General features: G+C 44.4%; 21 protein-coding genes and 1 pseudogene. All 22 read right to left on the bottom strand.

Annotated features, from left to right (window positions below):
- Positions 1-12: 12 nt before the first annotated feature.
- The 22 genes and pseudogenes from ID165_RS23695 to ID165_RS23600 all read right to left on the bottom strand — a co-directional run bounded on the left by ID165_RS23695 (position 13) and on the right by ID165_RS23600 (position 19,837).
- Positions 13-2,319, bottom strand: a complete 2,307-nt coding sequence (locus ID165_RS23695) for a multicopper oxidase domain-containing protein (protein WP_192347887.1) — start codon at positions 2,317-2,319, stop codon at positions 13-15.
- Positions 2,320-2,334: 15 nt separating this feature from the next.
- Positions 2,335-2,778: a hypothetical protein gene (locus ID165_RS23690; protein ID WP_192347886.1), complete on the bottom strand. Its 444-nt coding sequence runs from the start codon at positions 2,776-2,778 to the stop codon at positions 2,335-2,337.
- 44 nt (positions 2,779-2,822) lie between these two features.
- Positions 2,823-3,659 carry a carbonic anhydrase gene (locus tag ID165_RS23685; protein ID WP_192347885.1) on the bottom strand — a complete coding sequence of 279 codons (837 nt, stop codon included), beginning with the start codon at positions 3,657-3,659 and terminating at the stop codon, positions 2,823-2,825.
- An 82-nt stretch (positions 3,660-3,741) separates the two neighbouring features.
- Positions 3,742-4,317 carry an AraC family transcriptional regulator gene (locus tag ID165_RS23680; protein ID WP_192347884.1) on the bottom strand — a complete coding sequence of 192 codons (576 nt, stop codon included), beginning with the start codon at positions 4,315-4,317 and terminating at the stop codon, positions 3,742-3,744.
- A 7-nt stretch (positions 4,318-4,324) separates the two neighbouring features.
- Entirely contained in the window at positions 4,325-5,002 is a 678-nt protein-coding gene (locus tag ID165_RS23675; RefSeq protein WP_225586884.1) for a class I SAM-dependent methyltransferase, read from the bottom strand.
- Positions 5,003-5,041: 39 nt separating this feature from the next.
- A pseudogene (locus tag ID165_RS27185) lies at positions 5,042-5,218 on the bottom strand (GDCCVxC domain-containing (seleno)protein); the annotation flags it as partial.
- Between the two features lie 19 nt (positions 5,219-5,237).
- Positions 5,238-5,924, bottom strand: a complete 687-nt coding sequence (locus ID165_RS23670; protein WP_192347883.1) for a hypothetical protein — start codon at positions 5,922-5,924, stop codon at positions 5,238-5,240.
- Positions 5,925-5,943: 19 nt separating this feature from the next.
- Entirely contained in the window at positions 5,944-6,408 is a 465-nt protein-coding gene (locus ID165_RS23665) for a nuclear transport factor 2 family protein (protein WP_225586883.1), read from the bottom strand.
- A 24-nt stretch (positions 6,409-6,432) separates the two neighbouring features.
- Positions 6,433-6,870, bottom strand: coding sequence for a hypothetical protein (locus ID165_RS23660; protein ID WP_192347882.1), 438 nt, complete (start codon positions 6,868-6,870; stop codon positions 6,433-6,435).
- A 93-nt stretch (positions 6,871-6,963) separates the two neighbouring features.
- On the bottom strand, positions 6,964-7,290 hold the full coding sequence (locus tag ID165_RS23655; protein WP_370539767.1) for a 5-fold beta-flower protein: 327 nt from the start codon (positions 7,288-7,290) through the stop codon (positions 6,964-6,966).
- Positions 7,291-7,469: 179 nt separating this feature from the next.
- Positions 7,470-7,982: a DUF3347 domain-containing protein gene (locus ID165_RS23650; protein WP_184493614.1), complete on the bottom strand. Its 513-nt coding sequence runs from the start codon at positions 7,980-7,982 to the stop codon at positions 7,470-7,472.
- Between the two features lie 181 nt (positions 7,983-8,163).
- Positions 8,164-9,945 (bottom strand): efflux RND transporter periplasmic adaptor subunit, encoded by a 1,782-nt coding sequence (locus tag ID165_RS23645; protein ID WP_192347880.1) that lies wholly within the window; start codon positions 9,943-9,945, stop codon positions 8,164-8,166.
- A gap of 21 nt (positions 9,946-9,966) precedes the next feature.
- Positions 9,967-11,379, bottom strand: a complete 1,413-nt coding sequence (locus ID165_RS23640) for a TolC family protein (protein WP_192347879.1) — start codon at positions 11,377-11,379, stop codon at positions 9,967-9,969.
- Between the two features lie 10 nt (positions 11,380-11,389).
- Positions 11,390-15,214, bottom strand: a complete 3,825-nt coding sequence (locus ID165_RS23635; RefSeq protein ID WP_192347878.1) for an efflux RND transporter permease subunit — start codon at positions 15,212-15,214, stop codon at positions 11,390-11,392.
- Positions 15,215-15,320: 106 nt separating this feature from the next.
- A complete protein-coding gene (locus ID165_RS23630; RefSeq protein WP_192347877.1) occupies positions 15,321-15,725 on the bottom strand; it encodes a hypothetical protein in 405 nt (134 codons plus the stop codon).
- 263 nt (positions 15,726-15,988) lie between these two features.
- Entirely contained in the window at positions 15,989-17,287 is a 1,299-nt protein-coding gene (locus ID165_RS23625) for a hypothetical protein (RefSeq protein ID WP_192347876.1), read from the bottom strand.
- A 172-nt stretch (positions 17,288-17,459) separates the two neighbouring features.
- Positions 17,460-17,840, bottom strand: coding sequence for a hypothetical protein (locus ID165_RS23620; protein ID WP_192347875.1), 381 nt, complete (start codon positions 17,838-17,840; stop codon positions 17,460-17,462).
- 149 nt (positions 17,841-17,989) lie between these two features.
- Positions 17,990-18,202, bottom strand: a complete 213-nt coding sequence (locus ID165_RS26810; protein ID WP_073094976.1) for a GDCCVxC domain-containing (seleno)protein — start codon at positions 18,200-18,202, stop codon at positions 17,990-17,992.
- Positions 18,203-18,802, bottom strand: a complete 600-nt coding sequence (gene merTP / locus ID165_RS23615) for a mercuric transport protein MerTP (protein WP_192347874.1) — start codon at positions 18,800-18,802, stop codon at positions 18,203-18,205. It lies immediately after the preceding gene.
- Between the two features lie 42 nt (positions 18,803-18,844).
- Complete coding sequence (locus ID165_RS23610; RefSeq protein ID WP_192347873.1) at positions 18,845-19,048, bottom strand: hypothetical protein; 204 nt, start codon at positions 19,046-19,048, stop codon at positions 18,845-18,847.
- A gap of 34 nt (positions 19,049-19,082) precedes the next feature.
- Positions 19,083-19,472, bottom strand: a complete 390-nt coding sequence (locus tag ID165_RS23605) for a metal-sensing transcriptional repressor (protein ID WP_192347872.1) — start codon at positions 19,470-19,472, stop codon at positions 19,083-19,085.
- Entirely contained in the window at positions 19,469-19,837 is a 369-nt protein-coding gene (locus ID165_RS23600; protein WP_225586882.1) for a metalloregulator ArsR/SmtB family transcription factor, read from the bottom strand. Before ID165_RS23600 ends, ID165_RS23605 begins: the two co-directional genes overlap by 4 nt.
- Position 19,838 lies beyond the last annotated feature (1 nt).

The following is a 19,838-nucleotide window of genomic DNA, read 5'->3' as shown; positions in this document are numbered from 1 at the left end:
GGATGGAATATCCTAAAACCTCCAGGTCAATCCACCCCCACCGCCAAAGCGGTTATCGTAAGTACCAGTGAGCGAGAAGTTTCGGGAGACTACATAGTCTATACCTGCGTTCCATACTTGCTCAAAAGCATAGGATTTACCTGCTTCCAGGGTATTCACCGCTCCAAAGTCCGAACGGTATTCATAACGTCCAAATACTGCTACTCTTCTAAATATTAAATACTCTGCAGTAAACCGCACTTGAGGTCGCAACTGATTGTCTATGCTTAGATCTGCATTGATAAAATAGGGTAACAAGTATCGAATACCGACCTGTGCAACAGACTTGAATTGATCTAAGCTTTCCGGGGTTTCGTTTTCCACATTTACACCACCATACACCCTGAAATAATCGCTTAAATATCTTTCGTAAGAAAAGTCTGCTTCAAAGTTTTGATTCCATCCAATTTCTGCACCGAGGTTCCATTGATTCCTGACATTTGAGGAGACCAACTCTAAAGATGACATATGACTGGCGCCATAAGCCGTTCCCCAGGAATAATATTTATTGGTTTCCTTTATAAGGGTAGAAAGAGGATAGCGCTGAAGTTTTGGATCTCTGGGTGTTCCGTAACTAAAAACCCGGGCCATTCCAGCTTCAAGGTGATACAGTATGTGGCAGTGAAAAAACCAATCCCCATATTCATTGGCATCAAATTCGATGGTAATACTTTGCATTGGCGCAACATTCAACGTGTGTTTGAGGGGTGAGTATTCGCCATTTGTGTTAATCACCCGGAAGAAATGTCCGTGCAGGTGCATTGGATGGTTCATCATGGTCAGGTTCGTCATTGTAATGCGTACTACCTCTCCTTTACTGATCTTGATGTTGTCGGCTTCTGCGAGGGGTTTACCATTCATACTCCATATATAACGCCACATGTTTCCATTTAGAGTGAATTTGATTTCACGGACAGGCTTGTCGGTAGCGTAGTTCGTAGGTTCTGCCGACTTTAGAAAATCGTAAGTTTTATCCGGCCCCATACCCGCGCCCACTAAAACGGATTCATCTTTCCCCTGGCTCATTTTCATGCCTCCATGATCCATGCCTGTCATTCCTTTTTGAGTACTATCCATTTTGTTCATAGATGGCATATCCATTCCCTCCATATCATCCTTTTTAGTGCCCTCGGGCATTTTCATGGAATTCATATCACCTTTCATTTGCATGCCATACTTCTTCATTTTCTCCAACCCATCATTCTTTTTAGGGTTAGAAATCATGGCTGGCGCACCCATTTTCATGTCCATTTTTGACATGGCTTTCATGATGCCGACATAGTCAGGTCTTGGCACATCCGGAGCTTTAAGCAATTCGCCTTTGCCCAGATAGGCTGAAGTCTGTCCTGCTCCGTCCATTGAAGAAGCACGAATTTCCAGTTTGCCACTTTCCGGAATGGTTATCAGGTAGTCATAAGTCTCAGCGATTGCAAAAAGCAACTTCTCTTTTTTGACAGGCACCACATCAATTCCATCAGCAGATATCAGAGTTGGATCGCCACCCCCAAATGTTATCCAATAATACGTGGATGCTGAAGCGTTTATCATTCTGACCCTTACCTTTTCTCCGGCCTTAAATTCAGGATACTCTTTTACCTGTGTGCCATTGGTCAAAAATGCTCCGTAGTAAACGTCTGCGATATCTGCTCCGGGCATTCGTTGTTTCCAAAAGTTTAGCTGGGCTCCCAAACCGCCTCTGGCTATGACTTTTCCAAGTGGGGTTACTGTATTCCGCTTGATCGAGTACCACTCATTTCTACGCTTAAGGTTTTTTAATACATGCATCGGATTTTCATCCGTCCAGTCTGAGAAAACCAGTACCAAATCTTTGTCGTATTCAAATTTTGGTTCTTTTGGCTCTATGACAATGGAGCCATAAACACCGAGTTGCTCCTGAAGCCCTGTATGCGAATGGTACCAATAGGTTCCATTGTGCACCAGAGGAAACTCATACTTTTGTGTATGGCCAGGTTCTATCGGAGGTGTTGTCAAATAAGGCACTCCATCGTAGAAGTTGGGCAATATGAGACCGTGCCAGTGTACAGAAGTTTCTTCATCTAGCTCATTCTTAACATAAATGACAGCATAATCACCCTCTTTAAAGCGAAGTGTGGAGCCCGGTATCTGACCATCAATGGCCAAGGCCTTGCGGTCTTTCCCCGTAATATTCAGGGTCTTTTCACTTATTGTGAGATTGTATACTGTGGTATCCGTTTGTGCATGGGTTGATATAATAAATAAAATAACCAATGCGGTACTTAGTAGTATGATTTTTTTCATAATATTAAATGTTTTTTAGATCTTTCTTATCTCTGTATGGCGAATTTCACCGCCTGTAGTACCTGTTTCTTTTCCAAAAAACAAGACAACCAATGCGAATACTAACGTTCCAATATTAAGTATGCTTGAAAAGGTTTTTTGCTTGAAACTTGCCCAAAGGGCGAACAACGACAGCCCTCCTAAGATATAAGATAACAGAGCAAAAGTTTCGGCCATTGTTTCGTGGTTTTCAATATAAATTTCGCTAATACCGCTAATCTTTTCAACTACCTCTTTTGCGCCCTCGCCTGTAATTATAGCTACCATTGCTGTTAAGGCACCCATTATGAATATCAAATGAGCCGTCCGTTTTACGCCTCTTGATTTTGAGATTAGCCCTGTAATCATCACGATTACACCCACAATAGGAAAAATGATAGGTAAATGATTTACGACTAAATGCCAATGTGCTTCATTCATAACTATTAATATTTAAATTTTTTTATTCCAAACAGACAGCCTAATTAATTAAATGTTTTAAAACTCACGATACGCCCATTCAATGGCTGAGCCAGTCGGTAATTGTTTATTGGCATCAGGTCTTTTAATCTGTCAATTTGTTCTGGTGCTAACCCAAGGGGCTCCTTCAATATATACCAGGATACAGATTCTGTGCACGGAGGGGTAGTTAATGAACCTTCATAATGATAGAGGGTTCCTGTTTTCAATGTACTAAGCGGATCCTCAAAATCGCAGAGTGCACTGACTTCCTTCGATTCACCTATATCAATAGGTAAATAGTCAAGCAAAAACCGGAAAGTTTTGCTTGTTTCACCCTGCTTTGCGAATAAGGCTAGTACTACATAACTGTTAGTCTCCGGCTCAAAATGAACCATGTGAATTTCCAAGGGGAATCTAACTCCATCTAAGGTGTGTTCTGAAGGCGAATGGAAATGAAATTGTTTTAGAATGTACTGACGCTCGGCAAGCTTCAATATATTGTTTTCAGATTCAAATTCGTATTCGATAGTATGACCATTATTTATTACATTTTTAACTTCAGTAGCATTTTCATAATGAAAGTCACTAAGGCGGAGATCAAAATCTCCTGCTATTGCCTTAAAAGTGTTGATGTTGATAGGTGATTGTCTGATGCCTCCGCATTCTGATCCTTCTTCAAGTCTGGTCCAAAACTTGGGGCCTGTTTCACCCTGATATGCCCACACATCTGTTTTATTAATAGCCTCTACTTCATTACCCTTTCCTTCAGTACTATTTTTTGTGTCTTTCCGACTACCATTACAACCAAAAATGAACAAGATGACTATGAGCGAAAACAATTTTGGTATTAATCTTTTCATAGTATGAAATTAAGTTACATTATATTATGCAAAACTGTACATATCCATACACTTTTTATTGCCATATTTCCAATATTGTTTATCATATTCTATCAATTGGTACTCGTCTACTTTCACCTAAACTTTTATATTCTTTCAACGTCATGCCTGATTCTTTTTTAAACAGTCGGGACAAGCCCGAAGGATTCTGATAACCCAATTCATAAGATATTTCGCTAAAGCTCAACTTATCATTCTCAATCAGCTCCTTGGCTCGCTCGATCTTCAATAAGATACTGTAGCGCTCTATGCTTTTGCCGAAGGTTTTTGAAAATATTCTGCTCAAAGTATTATAATTTGTGTTGAGTTTTTTTACCAGGTATTCCGATAGGTTCATCTCCTGACTCGTACCCCATAAATAGTTAACGACCCATCTCTTTGTCTGTTCTGCCTGAATGCTTTCTTTGTTCCAGATAATTTCAAACTCGTTTTCATTGATGATTTTCCGGATCAATGATTCATGAATTTTGGCAGAGTTGTATCGAATCAATATTCTGCCAAGTTCGATTTCTACAACTTCAATTGCCATTTCTTTTAATTCCGAGTTTAATACCTTCAAGCAACGACTGCAAATCATTCCTTTTATTTTAAACTCTTGTGAGGTTAAATCCTGTTTCATAATGCTTTTATTTGTCACCGACATAGTAACAGAATGAGCCGATTTTGGTATTTATATGATCAACTTCCTGAACGTCGGAAAATCCAGATTCTTGAATATACTCCGGCAACAACCCTTTGACATTGTCATTGGTGGTTTTAAATCCATCGAGCACCTGAACCAGATAAAAGGCCATTCGCATCATCCTGGACTTAGCCTGACCCCAGTCACCAATGACCAGCTTTCCCCCCGGTTTCAGTACCCGATGAATTTCTTTCAAACTTCTCAATTTTGCCTCCTTATCCAGATGATGGAAGACCAGGCAACTAACTACTTTATCAAAAGAATTTGATTCAAATGGAAATGTGGTTCCATCATATAGATTCAGAGTAATGCTCAAGCTATTTTTTGTCAGTTTATGTTTTGCTATTTCTCTTATTTTCGGATCTATGTCGAGCCCCGTGAAATGACTATTGGGTGCCTTTTTTGCTGCAATCAGCAGATTGGCAGCTGTACCAAAACCAAACTCAAGAATATGTTCTCCATTAGCAGGATTTAAGTGATCGACCAGCAAATTTCTAAACTTACGTTCCGGCATGGTGATGCGTATGGTAGCATCGTACCATGCTGTAAGAAAATCATACCCCAGTGCGGGGATGATTTTCTTCTCAGTTTTATGCACATGATCTTTCATTTTTTCAATCATTTGTTTTTGTTCTAATTTTTCCCAGCTTTGGCTGACCAAGCATTTATGTGAACCAAATGCACAAAAAATGCAACACTGATCACCCTGAACAGTAATCTTACATTCACAGCCCTTACAATAGAAGCTATTTAGCTGCTCGTTATAAGGTATTCTGCGAACCTGCTGCTGGCCGCATACCGGACAGGTAAGTACCGAATCAAAAAACAATCCGGGCATACAGGTGATTTAAAATCAGTTAATGTCCATGTTCCAATTCCAAAAACTTACCTTCCGGCCCTACACCTTCTATGTGTACCAATTGTGCTCCGTAATGTCCTGCCTGTGCCACGGCATAAGCTGCGCTCAATAACACAACTGCCACAATAGCCATAGCCCATCTTTTTGATTGGAAAATGAACAGGTTGATTCCTTGTAACAGCATGCCAATAAACCCAAGATTGATTGTCCAGTCAGCCCAGAAGTCGTGTTGTTCCAAAACGAGCTTGGCATGTTCTGTTAGTCCGTGAGTATGCGGATGGAAGTTTCTGCCAGCTAAGTAGGCAGCTACAAAACCTACCAGCACCATAGCGAATGCTGTCCACGCCAATTCCCTTTTGATGAAATAGATGTTGACGACCGCCAGAATGGCCCCCACAATCAGTAATACGATAGCGAAATGGACAATTAGCGGGTGGATTGTAGGGAAATCGGCCAGGTCTGCGGTGACCTTTTTTTCGTGGTGTGCATCTTGTGCATGTGCATCGTGGCTGTCTGCCTCGCTGATACGGGTGTGGTCTGTATGCTCTTCCCCGGTGGACTGTGCATTCACCACGGTATCCGCCTGTAAGGCGGTACTGTCTTGTTTGCTTTTGTGGCCGTCATGAGCCGATACGGTTGCCGTAGCAAATAGTACCAGTACAACTGCTTTTAGAATATTTTTCATTGTCAAATTATTTAGGTGATTAATGATTGGTCTGTGGTTTTCTTGCTGATGAATGGGTTTGCCATATTTTCCATTGACCGTTTTCTTTTTTCAAAATGCTGGTGGCAACTCCTTTTCGCTCAATAACTGATTTGTCATTGCTTAGCACAATGGTGTATATGTAGGTTTCAGTGGCAAAGGCAAATGGCAAAGCGACTTCAATGGCTACTTCATAGTCACTAAACTTGAAAGATTCGAAATGATGGAGCTCCGGGCCCAGGTGGTTAGCTAGATAGTCCTGATATCGGCCTTCAACTTTGCCTGATTCAACAACAATTGATTGTGATACAAATAAATTACCTATGCCCGTTGTGTCGAGGCTTTCAATGGCCTGTTTGTATGATTCCAGGACTTGTTTTACCTGGTTAATTTCATCCGACTGTTGCGCTTGAGTCTTCACGGCCACTATGGCAGCAAGACCTAAAAAAAGCAGTTTCAATTTCATGGATTTTGGGTTAAAGGATTGTTTTTAGTTTTTCTTAAATGCGTTGTAATTGGCCTCTGATTCAAAGTAGGCAACTGCACCTTGCGGGTTAGTCACTACTATAAATGCTTCTGATTTATCTACCGGATTACCACTAAAAGGGTCGATGGCGATCCTTGCACTTTCTATATTGTTGAGCTTATCCACGCACATTTCGCAGCAACCATAATAGGTTTTGCCATTGACCGGTACCGGGATTTGCGGCTTGCCCATGTAGGCGTCATTCACCATGCATACCAGGCTTGGTTCCACCGGTCGCTCAATTTCATCTGGGCTATAGCCTATAGAAGGCTTTAGCTGCTGATGGTTAATCCAATACACCAATGCTGTGGCTGTCACTAATAATGCCGCAATGGTCAGGTAGACATACACCAGATTCCGGGTAGATGTCTTAGGGTTGTCCTTGTTGGTTTTCTTCTTCATGACTTTTCCGTTTGGTGCCTGATGGAAGAGTGGCGGCAGTGTAGGATGCAAGACTACACCTGCACATGCCACTCTCCAACAGGGCTTTACTTTTTACTTATCTTCCTCTTTTTTCATTTCCTGTTCCAAGAAGAAACAGTGAGCAGCACACGCATGTAGTTTATAGTTTTTGTGTACCGTGCCTTTTTTGTGACCTTCTGGATCCAGAATTTCACATTTATCACCAATCGTTTTGGTGCTCAGAATGAAGACTCCATCGTTGTTGTAATAGCGACCATCTTTTTTGGCTTTGCCAAGGGGATTACCTTCGGCATCATACACTTTGCCGTTTTTGATAAAGCCCAGTTTTTGATTCTGATTGTTGAAAACAATGTCTTCTTTACTGATGTATCCGAGTTTGGTGCCCCGGTCATCCGATATCTCACCTTTTCCATTGATATGTACAAGGCGTTGCTCTGTCTTGCTGTGCTGCCAGCAATATTCCTCCCAGGAATACTATGCTGAAAATAATGTGCTTTTTCATTTCTCATTGATTTGTGCCTGGTGTAAGGATCGGGCTCAGCTTATCGTGAACCCAATCCCTTATGCCAGGACTTGTGTCAGTTAATTGTCTCTTTTACGCTTCCGCACTTCAGCATCTTGTCACCGAAGTAAGGGTTGCGGATCTCCTTTTCGTTGGAGAGCCAATAGCCTCCTGTGTTGCCATTGGCCATTGGGCAGTATTCCAGGTAGAGTTCTCCCATGCTTATATCAGCGCCCTTCACCAAAGTGGCCATCTCATTGCTTAAGGCGGTAAAAGCCTTTCGCTGGTTTTCCAGTGAACCTGCCTGTGCAACTTTGGCCGCCTCTGTATGGACTTTATCACTTCCTTTTACATTGTGAAGAGCTTTCACCAAAGATTCAGAAGCAGATTTTGCTTGCTGAAAATCAGAGGCCACCAAAGCATTCTTCAAATGAATGTAGTGCGTGTAGGAAGATCCCAGCGCCTTGTCTTTGAACATGGGTTCCATCTTTTCACTGCTTGCTTGTGCGCCATGCGCTGCATGGTCGTGTTGTGCGGTTGCTCCCCAGCTTACTAAAGCCAGGCATAGCATGATCATTGTTTTTTTCATTTTTCTATTTGTTTAAAGGTTAAATACTTGGATCAGGACTAAACCAGTGACCAGAAGAATGACTATTCCCCAGGAAATCCAGCTGACCCATTTTTTTATTTTAGATGGAGATCTTTCATCTCCTGTTTTGCAGCAACTTTTCATCGAATTGGAATTTCTAACCTGAATTTATCCGTATTTTTTAGTGATTATGCCCACCGGCTGCCTGCCTGGCAGGCCCGCCTTCTTCAAAGACTTTTTGGCCTTTGAGATACGTCTCTTTCACCTCCCCACAGGAAAGCATGGCCTCACCGAAGTAGGGGTTGAGAATCTCTTCCGTTTCACTGAGCCAAAATGCGCCCTTATTGTCAAATGCCATCGGGCAGAAATCCTTGTACACTTTGTCCTTTTCCAGTCCGAAAGATTCGGTCATCTCCAGCATATTTTCAGAAAGCATTGAGAAGTGTTGCCGCAGGCCATCCAGGCTTTCTTCAGCCTGCATCATTTTAGTTGCTTCTGAAAACTTCTGTTTCAAAGCCATCCAGTGATCGTGTGCCTGGCCTTTCAGCCCGGCCATGTCAATCTGGTCCAAAGCTGCCTCCAACTGTTCCAATGCGGATTGTGTAGCCTTTGGATCATCAGCGACCAAACCATTCTTTACTTTGAAATAAGCATCGGCCAGCGCTGTGATTTGTTCCCTGAAAGCCTGTGGTACGTCCATGGTTTTCACATCCGGACGCATGAGCATACTGTAGTTTCCGGAAAGTTGTGCAGCCGCATCGATGGCAAATACTCCATTGGTCACTATCTCTTCACCCGCTTCCAGTCCGGCTTCCACCAGCCACATTTCGCCCATACGTGGGCCAATGGTGATTTCACGCATTTCGTAGGTAGGGAATTCTGTGTCGGGTACCTTGACATATACAATGGAGCGTTTGCCCGACCAGAGCAAAGCGGTACGGGGTATGGCCAGGGATGATTGTCCTTGTCGAAGTGTGGTTTTAACCTGTGCATTGACAAACATTTCAGGCCGTAGTTCCCCACTTCTGTTATAAGCTTCTGCACGAACAGAAGCCGCCCGTGTATTTGGATTAATCACCGGGTCTATGTAAGTGACCTTTGCTGTGAATGTTTGTCCGGGGATCCCGGCAGCCGTAAAGCTTACTTCATCACCAATTTTTACAAATGGCAGATCGGATTCGTACGCATCGATCATGATCCAGACTCGGCTCAGATCGACCACATCAAACAATACTGATCCGGTACCCACATAGTCGCCCACGGCAATGTTTCGCTGGGTCACTATACCTCCTTTGTCTGCGAGAACATCAAATTGATCCCTTACTTTTCCTGTTTTTTCTATTTCATCGATTTGGTTTTCATTGAGTTTCCAAAGCCTGAGCTTCTCACGTGCAGCAGTATAAAGCTCAGGGTAGGTCTCTTTCGTGGAGGCAGCTTCCAATAATTCCTTTTGGGCTGTAACCAACTCAGGCGAATAAATGGTGGCCAATCGTTCCCCGGTTCTTACCACCTGCCCTGTGAAGTTTACAAAGAGCTGCTCTATTCGCCCGGGAAATTTTGCCGTAACGGAAGCCAACTGGCGTTCATCGGCCTTCACTTTACCGGTAAGGAAAAGCTCACCTTCAGGTGACACTCCTGTAACTCTGGAGGTATGGATATTGGCCATGGCCACCGCTTCAGGGGTCATCTCATGAATCAATGGATTCGAACTGGCTGATGACCGTTTAGTGGAAGCTGGTATCAGGTCCATTCCGCAAATGGGACATTGGCCGGGTTCCGATTGCCTGATCTGCGGGTGCATAGAACAGGTCCAAACCTCATTACCTTCATCATGGTTATGCACGGCTGCTTCCGTCTCCTGATGACCTGAAGATGGTTTTACCATCCAGCCGAGTACGCCTCCCAATGTCAGCGCTACGAGCACGATCAGTAGGAGTTTTTTATTTTTAAATATTTCTTTCATCGTTTTAACTTTTTAGATCAATTAATTCAGTTCTGTTGCTGCCAGGTTTTCCAGCATGGCAATGGTGACGTGCTGATCTACTATTGAAGTGATCAGCTTGAGTTGATAATCGAGCAATTGCTGTTGTACCCGCAGCACTTCCTCGAAATCCCGTCCGTCAGTAGCGTAGCTGGTCATCAGCAGGTTCAGAGTTTGCCTGGCCAGGTCGGTTTGCTCCCGGTACAGCTTTGTCCTTCTGGTTGCATCGTCCAAATCCCGCAAGGCGGTTGACCATCGGGTGGTCAACTGATTGACGGTGTTTTCCCTGCGCTGCTGAACGGCCAATTGTTTCAATTCCGCCTCTTTCTGTAAAGCATTGTACTTTTTCCGATAGATGGGTATAGTCAGCCTCAACATGGGCATCACCATGTCATTGCCGCCCATCGGCATTCCATTTTCTGTCCTTGGACTAAAGGGTATATAGTTGACGCCTGCCCCCAACATAGGCCTGCCTTCCAGCCGAGCCATCTTTTTCTGTGCCTCATAGGCTTCTTCCTCGGCATCCAGCATTTTCAACATGGGATTGTTCTGCGTAATGCTGTCCAGCAAAGCCTGGCGCTCCCAAGAGACTACTGATCCGCTCAATGAATCGGCTATGCTTACCACTTCATTGATATCCCGGTTAAGCAACTGATTGAATTCGGCTTTAATGGGCAGTCGGGAGTCTTCAAGCAAGGCAAGTGTGTTTTCCAGTTCCTTGATCTGAATCCTTACCCTGAGCACATCACTCATGCCTGACCCGCCCCCGTTCATTGATGAGGAAGTACCCATTGAAGAACCACCTTTTGAACTGCTTTTACCGGAAGTGCCACTGGTCATTCCACCCATTGACGATGCTGATGAGGTGGAGGAACCGCTGTTCATGCTTGTAGCTTGCTGCATATTGCTAGGGCCGGAACCGGTTCCTATATCTGCACTCTGAAAACGAATGAGCGCCAGCCGCTCATACTGTTTAAGAATCTCAAGGTTTTCCTCCGTAATGCGGATTTCCTCTTCTAGCCGATACAGTTGATACCAGGTGTTTTTTACCTGATAAAACAAGCGGTATTTGGCATCCTGAAACACTTCGTACTGCGCCAGTGCCATTTTGCTTGCTTCATCCTTTTGGGTTTTCAGCATGCCGAACCAGGGAAACATCTGCATCAACTGGATGTCGGCTTGCTGGTTGCCCATGAACCGCTCCATTGGTTGAAAGAAGAAACCCATGGTCAGTTCAGGATCAGGAAGTGCTCCCACCTGAGGTACTTTTTCCAAAGAGGCCAGATATTCATTGAAGTAGGCTTTTAACTCCGGGTTGTTTTCTGCTGCTACTTTCAGGTATTCATCCAGGCTTTGTGAAAAGCTTGTGGACTGAACTCCTAAAAACAACAGGAATATGATTGCTATTTTTTTCATCTTCCTCTATTTATGATTCAGTAAATACTTCGGGATTGCGTTTAATCTTGCGCTCTGCCCACCAACAGTATAGGACTGGCACCAGCAGAACCGTCATAATTTCGATGATCATGCCCCCGAATGAAGGAATGGCCATGGGTATCATAATGTCGGATCCTCGCCCGGAAGATGTGAGTACAGGTAAGAGGGCCAGTAAAGTGGTGGCGGTGGTCATCATGGCCGGGAGTACCCGCTTTTGACCAGCCTCCAATACAGCTTTGCGAACCTCCTTCACGTTTTCAGGTTCCCGTTTCTCAAAGCTTTGCTTGAGGTAAGTAGCCACCACTACGCCATCATCGGTAGCGATTCCAAACAGTGCTATGAAGCCTACCCAGACGGCCACACTCAGGTTGTAGGTCTTCATCTGGAAGAGTTCTCTCATATTGGTGTCAAAGACCGAAAAATCCATGAACCAACCCTGACTATACAGCCAGAGCATCAAGAACCCACCTGAAAAAGCCATAGCAATGCCTGAGAATACAAATAAGGTGGTAGAGATGGCTCGAAACTGAAAATACAGGATCAGGAAAATGGCCATAAGGCATAGCGGGACTACAATTGCGAGTCGTTTCTCTGCCCGCACCTGGTTTTCGTAGCTTCCCGAAAATTCATAGCGGACACCAGCAGGAATGGTCAGTTCACCTGCATCTATCTTTGATCTCAGGTAGCGTTGCGCATCCTCTACTACGGTAACCTCTGCAAACTCCTTTTTCCTGTCCAATAGCACATAGCCTACAAGGAAGCTGTTCTCCCCACGGATCATTTCGGGCCCGGGGCGATAGGTGATTTTCGCTAATTGACCCAACGGAATGTAGTTGCCTAAGGGCGTGGGCACCTGCATGTTTTCAATGGATGAAGGATCATCACGGTATTCACGGGCATAGCGTACCCTTATCGGAAAGCGCTCCCTTCCTTCCACCGTGGTGCTCAGCTTCATGCCACCGATGGCTGTTTCTATATAGTCTTGCACGTCCCGTACGTTCAATCCGTAGCGGGAAATCTGATCCCGGTCTATGTCAATCTCCAAATAAGGTTTTCCCACAATCCGGTCAGCAAAGACAGCTTCACTTTTTACCGATGGCACTTCTTTCAGGTATTTCTCGAGTTGAAGGCCGAATTCTTCAATGGTCTTCAAATCAGGTCCATACACCTTAATACCCATAGGGGCCCGCATACCCGTTTGCAACATCACCAGGCGTGTCTCAATAGGCTGTAATTTGGGAGAGGAGGTTACGCCCGGAATATTGACGACACCAACAATTTCGTCCCAAATGTCATCCGGTGTTTTGATGTGATCCCGCCACTGGCGGAAATATTCTCCATCATGATCAGGAGTGAGATGCTTTATATCTATTTGCTCAGGGGACATGGTTTCCGGGTCATAAACGTCTCCATTTTGAAGCAGAAACTGACCATCATCATTCACCCGAAAGCGTTGCTTGGTTCCATCGATATCCGAAACATATTCGCTTTTGTAGCTGATGGTATTTTCAAACATGGAGATAGGGGCCGGATCAATGGCCGTTTCCGCACGGCCTGCCTTACCTACCACCATTTCCACTTCGGGAATGGCTGTTACCATCATATCCAGTTTTTGCAGTACCTCACGGTTTACTTCTATGCCGGAGTGCGGCATGGATGTGGGCATCAGGAGAAATGAACCCTCATTGAGAGACGGCATGAACTCTTCGCCTAAGCCCGGAAACACGCCCATCATGGTTTCCCAGCCGGAGGTTTCCCTCAGGTTCCATCCCAGTTTTTCTGTGGTCTTTGGGATGATACCAAAAACCCGGTCAAAGCCCAGCCACACATTCGCACCTATCAGAATAATGATTACAGGAGTAATAAGAAAAAGCCCTTTGTTATCCAGGCACCACATGAGGATTTTAGGATACAGGCGCAGAAATAAGGCAAATGTGCCCAGCACAAAACCCAGTATGGCCGCAATGAACAGGAAGTTGACCAGCAAGCTGTTGGACACACCCAGCGGAACCCATTCGGTGGCCAACAGCCAAGCAACCGCAACCACTGTAACTCCTACCATCATCAGGTCACGGTACTTACCTAATCTTTCAGGAAAATGATGCAGTAGCACATTGATCAAACCAAAACCAAACAGCAACCATCCTGCCCAAGACCAGACGGTGAAGGCTATCACCGGGCCGGCAATGAGTAACAGGTAATTCAGGTACAGACTTGTTTTGCCTTTGCCTTTTTTCATGGAGAATATCCAGTGAGAAAAGGCAGGCATGATGATGAGGGTAAATATCAGAGCAGCAACCAAAGCAAAGGTTTTGGTGTAGGCCAATGGCCCGAAGAGCTTACCCTCAGCTGCCTGCAAGGTGAAAACTGGTAAAAAACTGACAATGGTGGTACTCACTGCGGTAACAATGGCGGAAGCTACCTCTGTAGTGGCATCATAGACAGTTTTTAACTTGGACTGGCCTTCCGGGGCAATTTCCAGGTGCCGCAAAATGTTTTCATTGAGGATAATACCAAGATCGACCATGGTGCCGATGGCAATGGCAATACCGGACAGGGCTACAATGTTGGCATCTACTCCGAAGTATTTCATGAATATGAAGCACATGAGTACCGCCAGTGGCAAAAGCGCTGAAATGAGGATAGATGCCCGCAGGTTGTACACCATCACAATGATCACAATGATGGTAATCAATATTTGCAGGCTGATGGCTTCATACAAGGTACCAAGGGTTTCGTAAATCAAGCCGGTGCGATCATAGAAGGGTACTATCGTTACTTTAGAAACCGTGCCGTCTGCCAGTGTTTTGGACGGAAGTCCATCGGCTATTTTTTCAATTTCCGCTTTTGTCGCATTGATGATTTTCAAGGGGTTGTCACCGTAGCGGGCAATGACCACTCCGCCCACAGCTTCAGCTCCTGACTTATCCAGGATTCCGCTCATGTTGCGGGGCTGTGGGCCAATGTTTACCACGGCCACATCCTTCACCCGAATGGGTACATTATCGGTTACTTTCACCACGGCCTTGTCCAGGTCGGCCAGCTCCTCCACATATCCCAGACCTCTGACGAAGTAATCCACCCGGTTTACTTCAATAGTGTTGGCACCTACATCGATGTTGCTGTTTCTCACTGCCTGCATCACGTCCATGAGCGTAACCCCATGCGCTTTTAAAGCTGCCGGATCGACATCTACCTGGTATTCTTTGACATAGCCACCTACGGAAGCTACTTCGGCCACACCCTCTACAGCAGTAAGCGCATAACGGATGTAATAGTCCTGGATGGTACGAAGTTCGTGCAAGTCCCAACCTCCGGTAGGGTTGCCGTCTTTATCGCGACCTTCCAGCGTGTACCAATACACCTGGCCCAGGGCGGTAGCATCCGGCCCCAGTTTGGGTTGTACATCCGGTGGCAATAGTCCTGACGGAAGTGAGTTCAGTTTTTCCAGTACACGTGAACGGCTCCAGTAAAACTCTATATCTTCATTGAAGATGATATAAATACTGGAAAAGCCGAAGGCTGAACTACTTCGAACGCTTTTTACACCGGGCAAGCCAAGTAGGGCAGTGGTAAGAGGGTAGGTGATCTGATCTTCCACATCCTGTGGAGAACGTCCCATCCATTCAGTGAAAACGATTTGCTGGTTTTCGCCAATGTCCGGGATGGCATCAACCGGAACCGGGTCACGTGGGAGGAAACTTGTCTCCCAGTTAAAAGGAGCAGTGACTATGCCCCAGGCTACAATGAGTAGCAATACGAGAACGGTAACGAGCTTATTCTCGAGAAAGAATTTGATTATGGAATTGAGCATTTTTCATTCAATTTTCTTTAAAACTGGATTGACTTGAGCGCATACAAATGCATGCACTTGTGGCGCAGCAGAATGCTATGCCAAGTGAAAGAATTGAATGAAGAGCTTAAATAAGGAAGGATTGAACGAGCACAGGTATGTCACGCTCAATCAGAGGGGGGGAATAATCGTTATACGAATAATAATCAACAGCAGGAGCGCTGAAAAGAAAGGATACCACAGCGTAGAGAACTGCGATCATTTGAAAATCAGGAACCGCAACTTTGGACACTTGGGTAAGGTCTTCATGTCCTTCCATTACTACAGTCTGGTCTTCGCAACAACCCTTTTTAGTGACCTGCTGATGTTCGCAATCTGGATCATGCTTATCCGTGGCACAAGGTGATTTCTGTGTGGCCATTTCGCAGGGCTCAGCACCTGAAAAAAGTGCAATGTTCTCCAATTGCCCCATGCAAAAATGCAAGCCAAAAGTGAGGCTCGTTGAACTGAGCAACACTAAGGCTGAAAGCATGATGGCCAATATTTTTCTAAAACGCTGCACTATGGTAAAAGTCTAAAGTGAATTTACGAAATTTAGTTTAGAATGTTCGATTTTAATATCAAAAATGATGGTTTGTATTTCAAATACCTCAATATGTAGATGTTTGAGATTTATTTTCCATCTAAAAATTTTGGTCTGTTGATGCTTATTTTTAAAGTCGTTATCTCTTATTCAGGAATGATCAGGAATGAAAAGAACCCCGTGTGGGTGAACTCATCCACACGGGAGTTCCGTCAGAAACTAATCACCGCTTCAACCACGACTCCACTAAATTCAGCCCCGGCAAAACGCCCTGTCCAAGCATTGCCTTCATATTGCTGCTTCATGTACTCAACTTTTGTTAAAACGTTCTTTGAAAGATACCAGCCTCCACCAAAATTGACCCTGCTGATTTCCAAATCTTCTGTGGCACTTTCACGCATTTTACCAGTTACTGTATTATATCTACCCCCAAGATAGAAACGTTCATCAGCTCCAAACCTATACAATACCTCAGCTGCTATTTGTGTGAATGCACCCTCTGTGTCAGCTTGAGGTGTTGTGAATTCATTGCTTCCATCAGCCAGCTCATAAATACCAAAGAACTCCAAGCCTTTGTACTTGATGAATGGGTTAATCTGCAAGGCTGTGAGTTTTGTGAACCTGGCATTGAACTGACCATCACGAGGGCCACCTTCGGTATTGCCATCCACATCCGGTACTGTAAAAAGCACATTGTAATACCTAGAGCCTCCTCGGTCTCCACCATAGAGATATGTGCCAGTTGAGGTACCTTTATTGATGTACCAGGATCCGGTCAATCGTACCCTCAAATCCTCACTCAGTTGTTTGTCGTACCCCAACTTACCGAAGAAAGAAGGCTTATTGTCTGTATTGTCGTTCACAGTTACATTTTGATTTAGCTTGCCATTTGTCAACCCGACCACTGCCAATAAACCATTCTTTTGAATTGTAAGCTCTCCGAATGCCTCAGTGGAGAATGCATCCATAAGATAATTTCCTACAAAAGGGTTGAAAATACCTCTCGCATTGTCCGTTCTCCTGAAATGTGCGTCTCCATAGTTGAACTCATCTAACCCTATGGTGATGCTTGCATATTTCATCACTCCGTCCAGAAACCCGGGTTTAACAAAGTCAAAATTATCCACTCTCATGTATCCGCCCTTAATCCATGCTTCGTTGTGTGCTCTGGAAGAAAGATAGGTTCTGAGGTGCATCCGAACACCTTCCATTACCTGAACGTCAAGGTTGAGGTTAGCTGAAGGCAAATTGAAATCGGAACCAAGCTCAACCAAGGTACCAGCATCATTACTTTGGTTAAGGCCCTGAAATTGCATGGCGAAATCACCCCCTACCCGGACTTTTACTCCGTCAAAAGCAACGGTATCTTCCTTTGAAGGCTCAAATACATTCAGGCCGTTTTTATCGTTTGGCCTGAAATATTGCAAGCCTCGTTGTTGGGCGTATGTGGTATTGATCACTATCAGTGTCAAGGCAATGAATACCAATTGAATTTTATGAAACGTTTTCATGATTTTAACATTTTGTTGAAAGTCTGATTAAAGAAATTTGATGATAGTTTTGTCAGATAGATCGTGTCTAATGCTGTTCGGATATCCCGGAGCAGTTATATTATACTGAACTATTTCCGACATTGCCCAAGGGTTTCGTAACCCCGGCAACTAACTGATAATCAGATGTCAGCTAAAGAAGAAATGACTGGAACAGGATAGAGCGATACCGCCCTGACCAGCCGGGGGGAGCCTTTTTAGGAGTTGTGTAGTTTCTTGACTCGAAAAAATGTGTAGAAGGCAAATGGAAAGATGGCTGAGCCATTGCCGCATGTAAAAAATCAATGACCAGAATGTCAGAATGAGGTGTCCTGAAATCATCGAGAGAGAAGATGGCTTCCTGATCCTCACAGCCATCACAAGGGTTGCTGTGATCGTCACAGCATGGTTCGTAGTGTTTTAGAAAAAGCTCGAAGCTAATCAGTTCGCCCCCGCAAAAGTGCTGAAACACTGCCATCCCTTTGCCAGGGAGGAGCATTGCAATGAGCAGGACGATATATAAGTTGCGCTTCATGAGCCTTTTGATGTAAAATGCCATCTAGTGAAGGGGTATATGTTTGTTATCCCCTTCAATATGACTCGAAAGTACGCAACGGTTATTGAGAGGGCTATGACATTGCACATGTCAAAACATGATGTATGTCACATAAAGCATTGTCTACCCTAGCAACATGCTTGATCAGAATCCAATTGTACTGGTGGACAAGGTGCTGAACCATAGCTGCAATACACGCAGCAATCCCCTTCCTTTGGTTTTAGCACCTGGTGGCAGTTTTCACATTCATAGAAATACTGACAGGCGTCAGTCGGCATAGTTTCTTCTTTCTGATGTCCGCAGTTGGGGCAAGTGATGGTAGATTCTAAGATGATTTCCATTTATTTCTCTGTTTTATTGGTCACTGAATATCCGGTTGAGTTGATGGCTTGTTCAATTTCAAGGACATCCGTTTTGGATTTATCAAATTCTACGATGGCATTGCCCTGGTCGTAGGAGGCGGTTACATTCAGGATGCCGCTGAGCTTATTTACTTCATGCACAACATGCGCTGCACACCCTTGACAAGTCATGCCTTTGATTTGAAAATTTACGGTCTGAATGTCTGACTTATCAACGATGATCACTTGCTTTTCAGATTTAGGGTAGAAAATGTGAGCATAAAGCGGGAACGCCAACATCAGGGCAGCAAAGACCGTGATTATTGAAAGGAACTTTCTTGTTTGCCAAAAGGAGGGCTGAAGGTCCTCCTCACAGGCACATTCTTTTTCCTCTTTGGCCTTTGGTTTGAGTTTCTGATACCAGGCAAAGCCGAATACAACCACTGTGATGCCGACAAAAAAGGGTCTTGCAGGATCGAGCCATGAGAAAGTAGAAGCCAGGCCGGTGGTACCGGCTACCAGTGCCAGCACCGGGGTGATGCAGCAAAGGGAACTTACTAAAGCAGCTAAAAGGCCGCTGGTTAAAAGGGAATTTTTCATATACTTAATTTTCAAAAAAAGAAGGGCTCTGCGCCCTCCCAGTTACTTTTTCTTACAGCAGGCGGGTACTTCCGCCACTTTCAAATCATAAGGACATTCCGGAGTGCCTGCCAAAGGGCAGCTAACTTTTGGACAATCTGGAGTACCTTCCAAAGGACAAGCTTTTGGAGATGAGTTGATCCCGTAAGCAAGGCCACCAATTGCGAGAATACCCGCTGTGGCGAAAATCATGAGTTTACTTTTCATATCAATCTATTTTAATGAAACATCTCTCCAAAGGTCAGTCACGGGGGGAGGGGGTGTCCAAACGTTCGGATAAAAATTTCTTCAATTCTTCTTCCACCATGCGGGCTTCTCGTAGTTTTTCAGGCACTTCTTCGAGTCTAAGCTCTGGAAATAGTTTTCTCAGCTTTTCTATTGTTTCTTCATTACCACAGTTACCAGGGCAGCTCTGGTAAGCTGACGAGATCCTTTCTGCTAGTGCTTTCCTGTAGGCATCATCCAATAACTCGTAAGTAGTCTTAGCAAGCATGGACTGCACAGCTTTTAGCTGCAAAAGGATATTTTCAACCTGGTCCGCATCATCTAATTTGCTAAGGATGTATCCCAGTTGACCAGTTGCTGTTTTTAAGGAAACTTTTATGCTTTGGGTGAGATCATGGGGTATCATAGGGCTGGAATTGAATTTGGGAGATTAAACAAATCGAGCACTGATGAAATGATTCGCTGACTTTGCCCTTCTACTGAATAGAATATGGTTTGTCCGGATTTTTTGGTCGTCACGATCCCAGCATCCTTCAGCTTTTTTAAATGCTGGGAGACGGCCGGCACGGTCATGCTCAGGATGTCTGACAAGTCGCACGGACAAAGTTCATTTTCCTGTTTCAGAAGATATAGGATTTTGAGGCGAACAGCATTACCAGCTAGATTCAGCACATCTGCCAGTTCTAAAAAGCCTTCTTCCTTGCTCTTCAAGTCTTTCCTGCACCTATTGATCTGGTCGCTATCGGCAAAGACACGGATACATGTATTCATA

Origin of the sequence: Algoriphagus sp. Y33, assembly GCF_014838715.1 — a bacterium.
Lineage (GTDB): Bacteria > Bacteroidota > Bacteroidia > Cytophagales > Cyclobacteriaceae > Algoriphagus.
This window is presented reverse-complemented; position numbering and strand designations above follow the sequence as displayed.

Coding starts and splice junctions, on each gene's coding strand:
- ID165_RS23695 (WP_192347887.1), bottom strand. CDS start 2,319: ATGAAAAAAATCATACTACTAAGTACCGCATTGGTTATTTTATTTATT.
- ID165_RS23690 (WP_192347886.1), bottom strand. CDS start 2,778: ATGAATGAAGCACATTGGCATTTAGTCGTAAATCATTTACCTATCATT.
- ID165_RS23685 (WP_192347885.1), bottom strand. CDS start 3,659: ATGAAAAGATTAATACCAAAATTGTTTTCGCTCATAGTCATCTTGTTC.
- ID165_RS23680 (WP_192347884.1), bottom strand. CDS start 4,317: ATGAAACAGGATTTAACCTCACAAGAGTTTAAAATAAAAGGAATGATT.
- ID165_RS23675 (WP_225586884.1), bottom strand. CDS start 5,002: ATGATTGAAAAAATGAAAGATCATGTGCATAAAACTGAGAAGAAAATC.
- ID165_RS23670 (WP_192347883.1), bottom strand. CDS start 5,924: ATGAAAAATATTCTAAAAGCAGTTGTACTGGTACTATTTGCTACGGCA.
- ID165_RS23665 (WP_225586883.1), bottom strand. CDS start 6,408: ATGAAATTGAAACTGCTTTTTTTAGGTCTTGCTGCCATAGTGGCCGTG.
- ID165_RS23660 (WP_192347882.1), bottom strand. CDS start 6,870: ATGAAGAAGAAAACCAACAAGGACAACCCTAAGACATCTACCCGGAAT.
- ID165_RS23650 (WP_184493614.1), bottom strand. CDS start 7,982: ATGAAAAAAACAATGATCATGCTATGCCTGGCTTTAGTAAGCTGGGGA.
- ID165_RS23645 (WP_192347880.1), bottom strand. CDS start 9,945: ATGAAAGAAATATTTAAAAATAAAAAACTCCTACTGATCGTGCTCGTA.
- ID165_RS23640 (WP_192347879.1), bottom strand. CDS start 11,379: ATGAAAAAAATAGCAATCATATTCCTGTTGTTTTTAGGAGTTCAGTCC.
- ID165_RS23635 (WP_192347878.1), bottom strand. CDS start 15,214: ATGCTCAATTCCATAATCAAATTCTTTCTCGAGAATAAGCTCGTTACC.
- ID165_RS23630 (WP_192347877.1), bottom strand. CDS start 15,725: ATGCTTTCAGCCTTAGTGTTGCTCAGTTCAACGAGCCTCACTTTTGGC.
- ID165_RS23625 (WP_192347876.1), bottom strand. CDS start 17,287: ATGAAAACGTTTCATAAAATTCAATTGGTATTCATTGCCTTGACACTG.
- ID165_RS23620 (WP_192347875.1), bottom strand. CDS start 17,840: ATGAAGCGCAACTTATATATCGTCCTGCTCATTGCAATGCTCCTCCCT.
- ID165_RS26810 (WP_073094976.1), bottom strand. CDS start 18,202: ATGGAAATCATCTTAGAATCTACCATCACTTGCCCCAACTGCGGACAT.
- merTP (WP_192347874.1), bottom strand. CDS start 18,802: ATGAAAAATTCCCTTTTAACCAGCGGCCTTTTAGCTGCTTTAGTAAGT.
- ID165_RS23610 (WP_192347873.1), bottom strand. CDS start 19,048: ATGAAAAGTAAACTCATGATTTTCGCCACAGCGGGTATTCTCGCAATT.
- ID165_RS23605 (WP_192347872.1), bottom strand. CDS start 19,472: ATGATACCCCATGATCTCACCCAAAGCATAAAAGTTTCCTTAAAAACA.
- ID165_RS23600 (WP_225586882.1), bottom strand. CDS start 19,837: ATGAATACATGTATCCGTGTCTTTGCCGATAGCGACCAGATCAATAGG.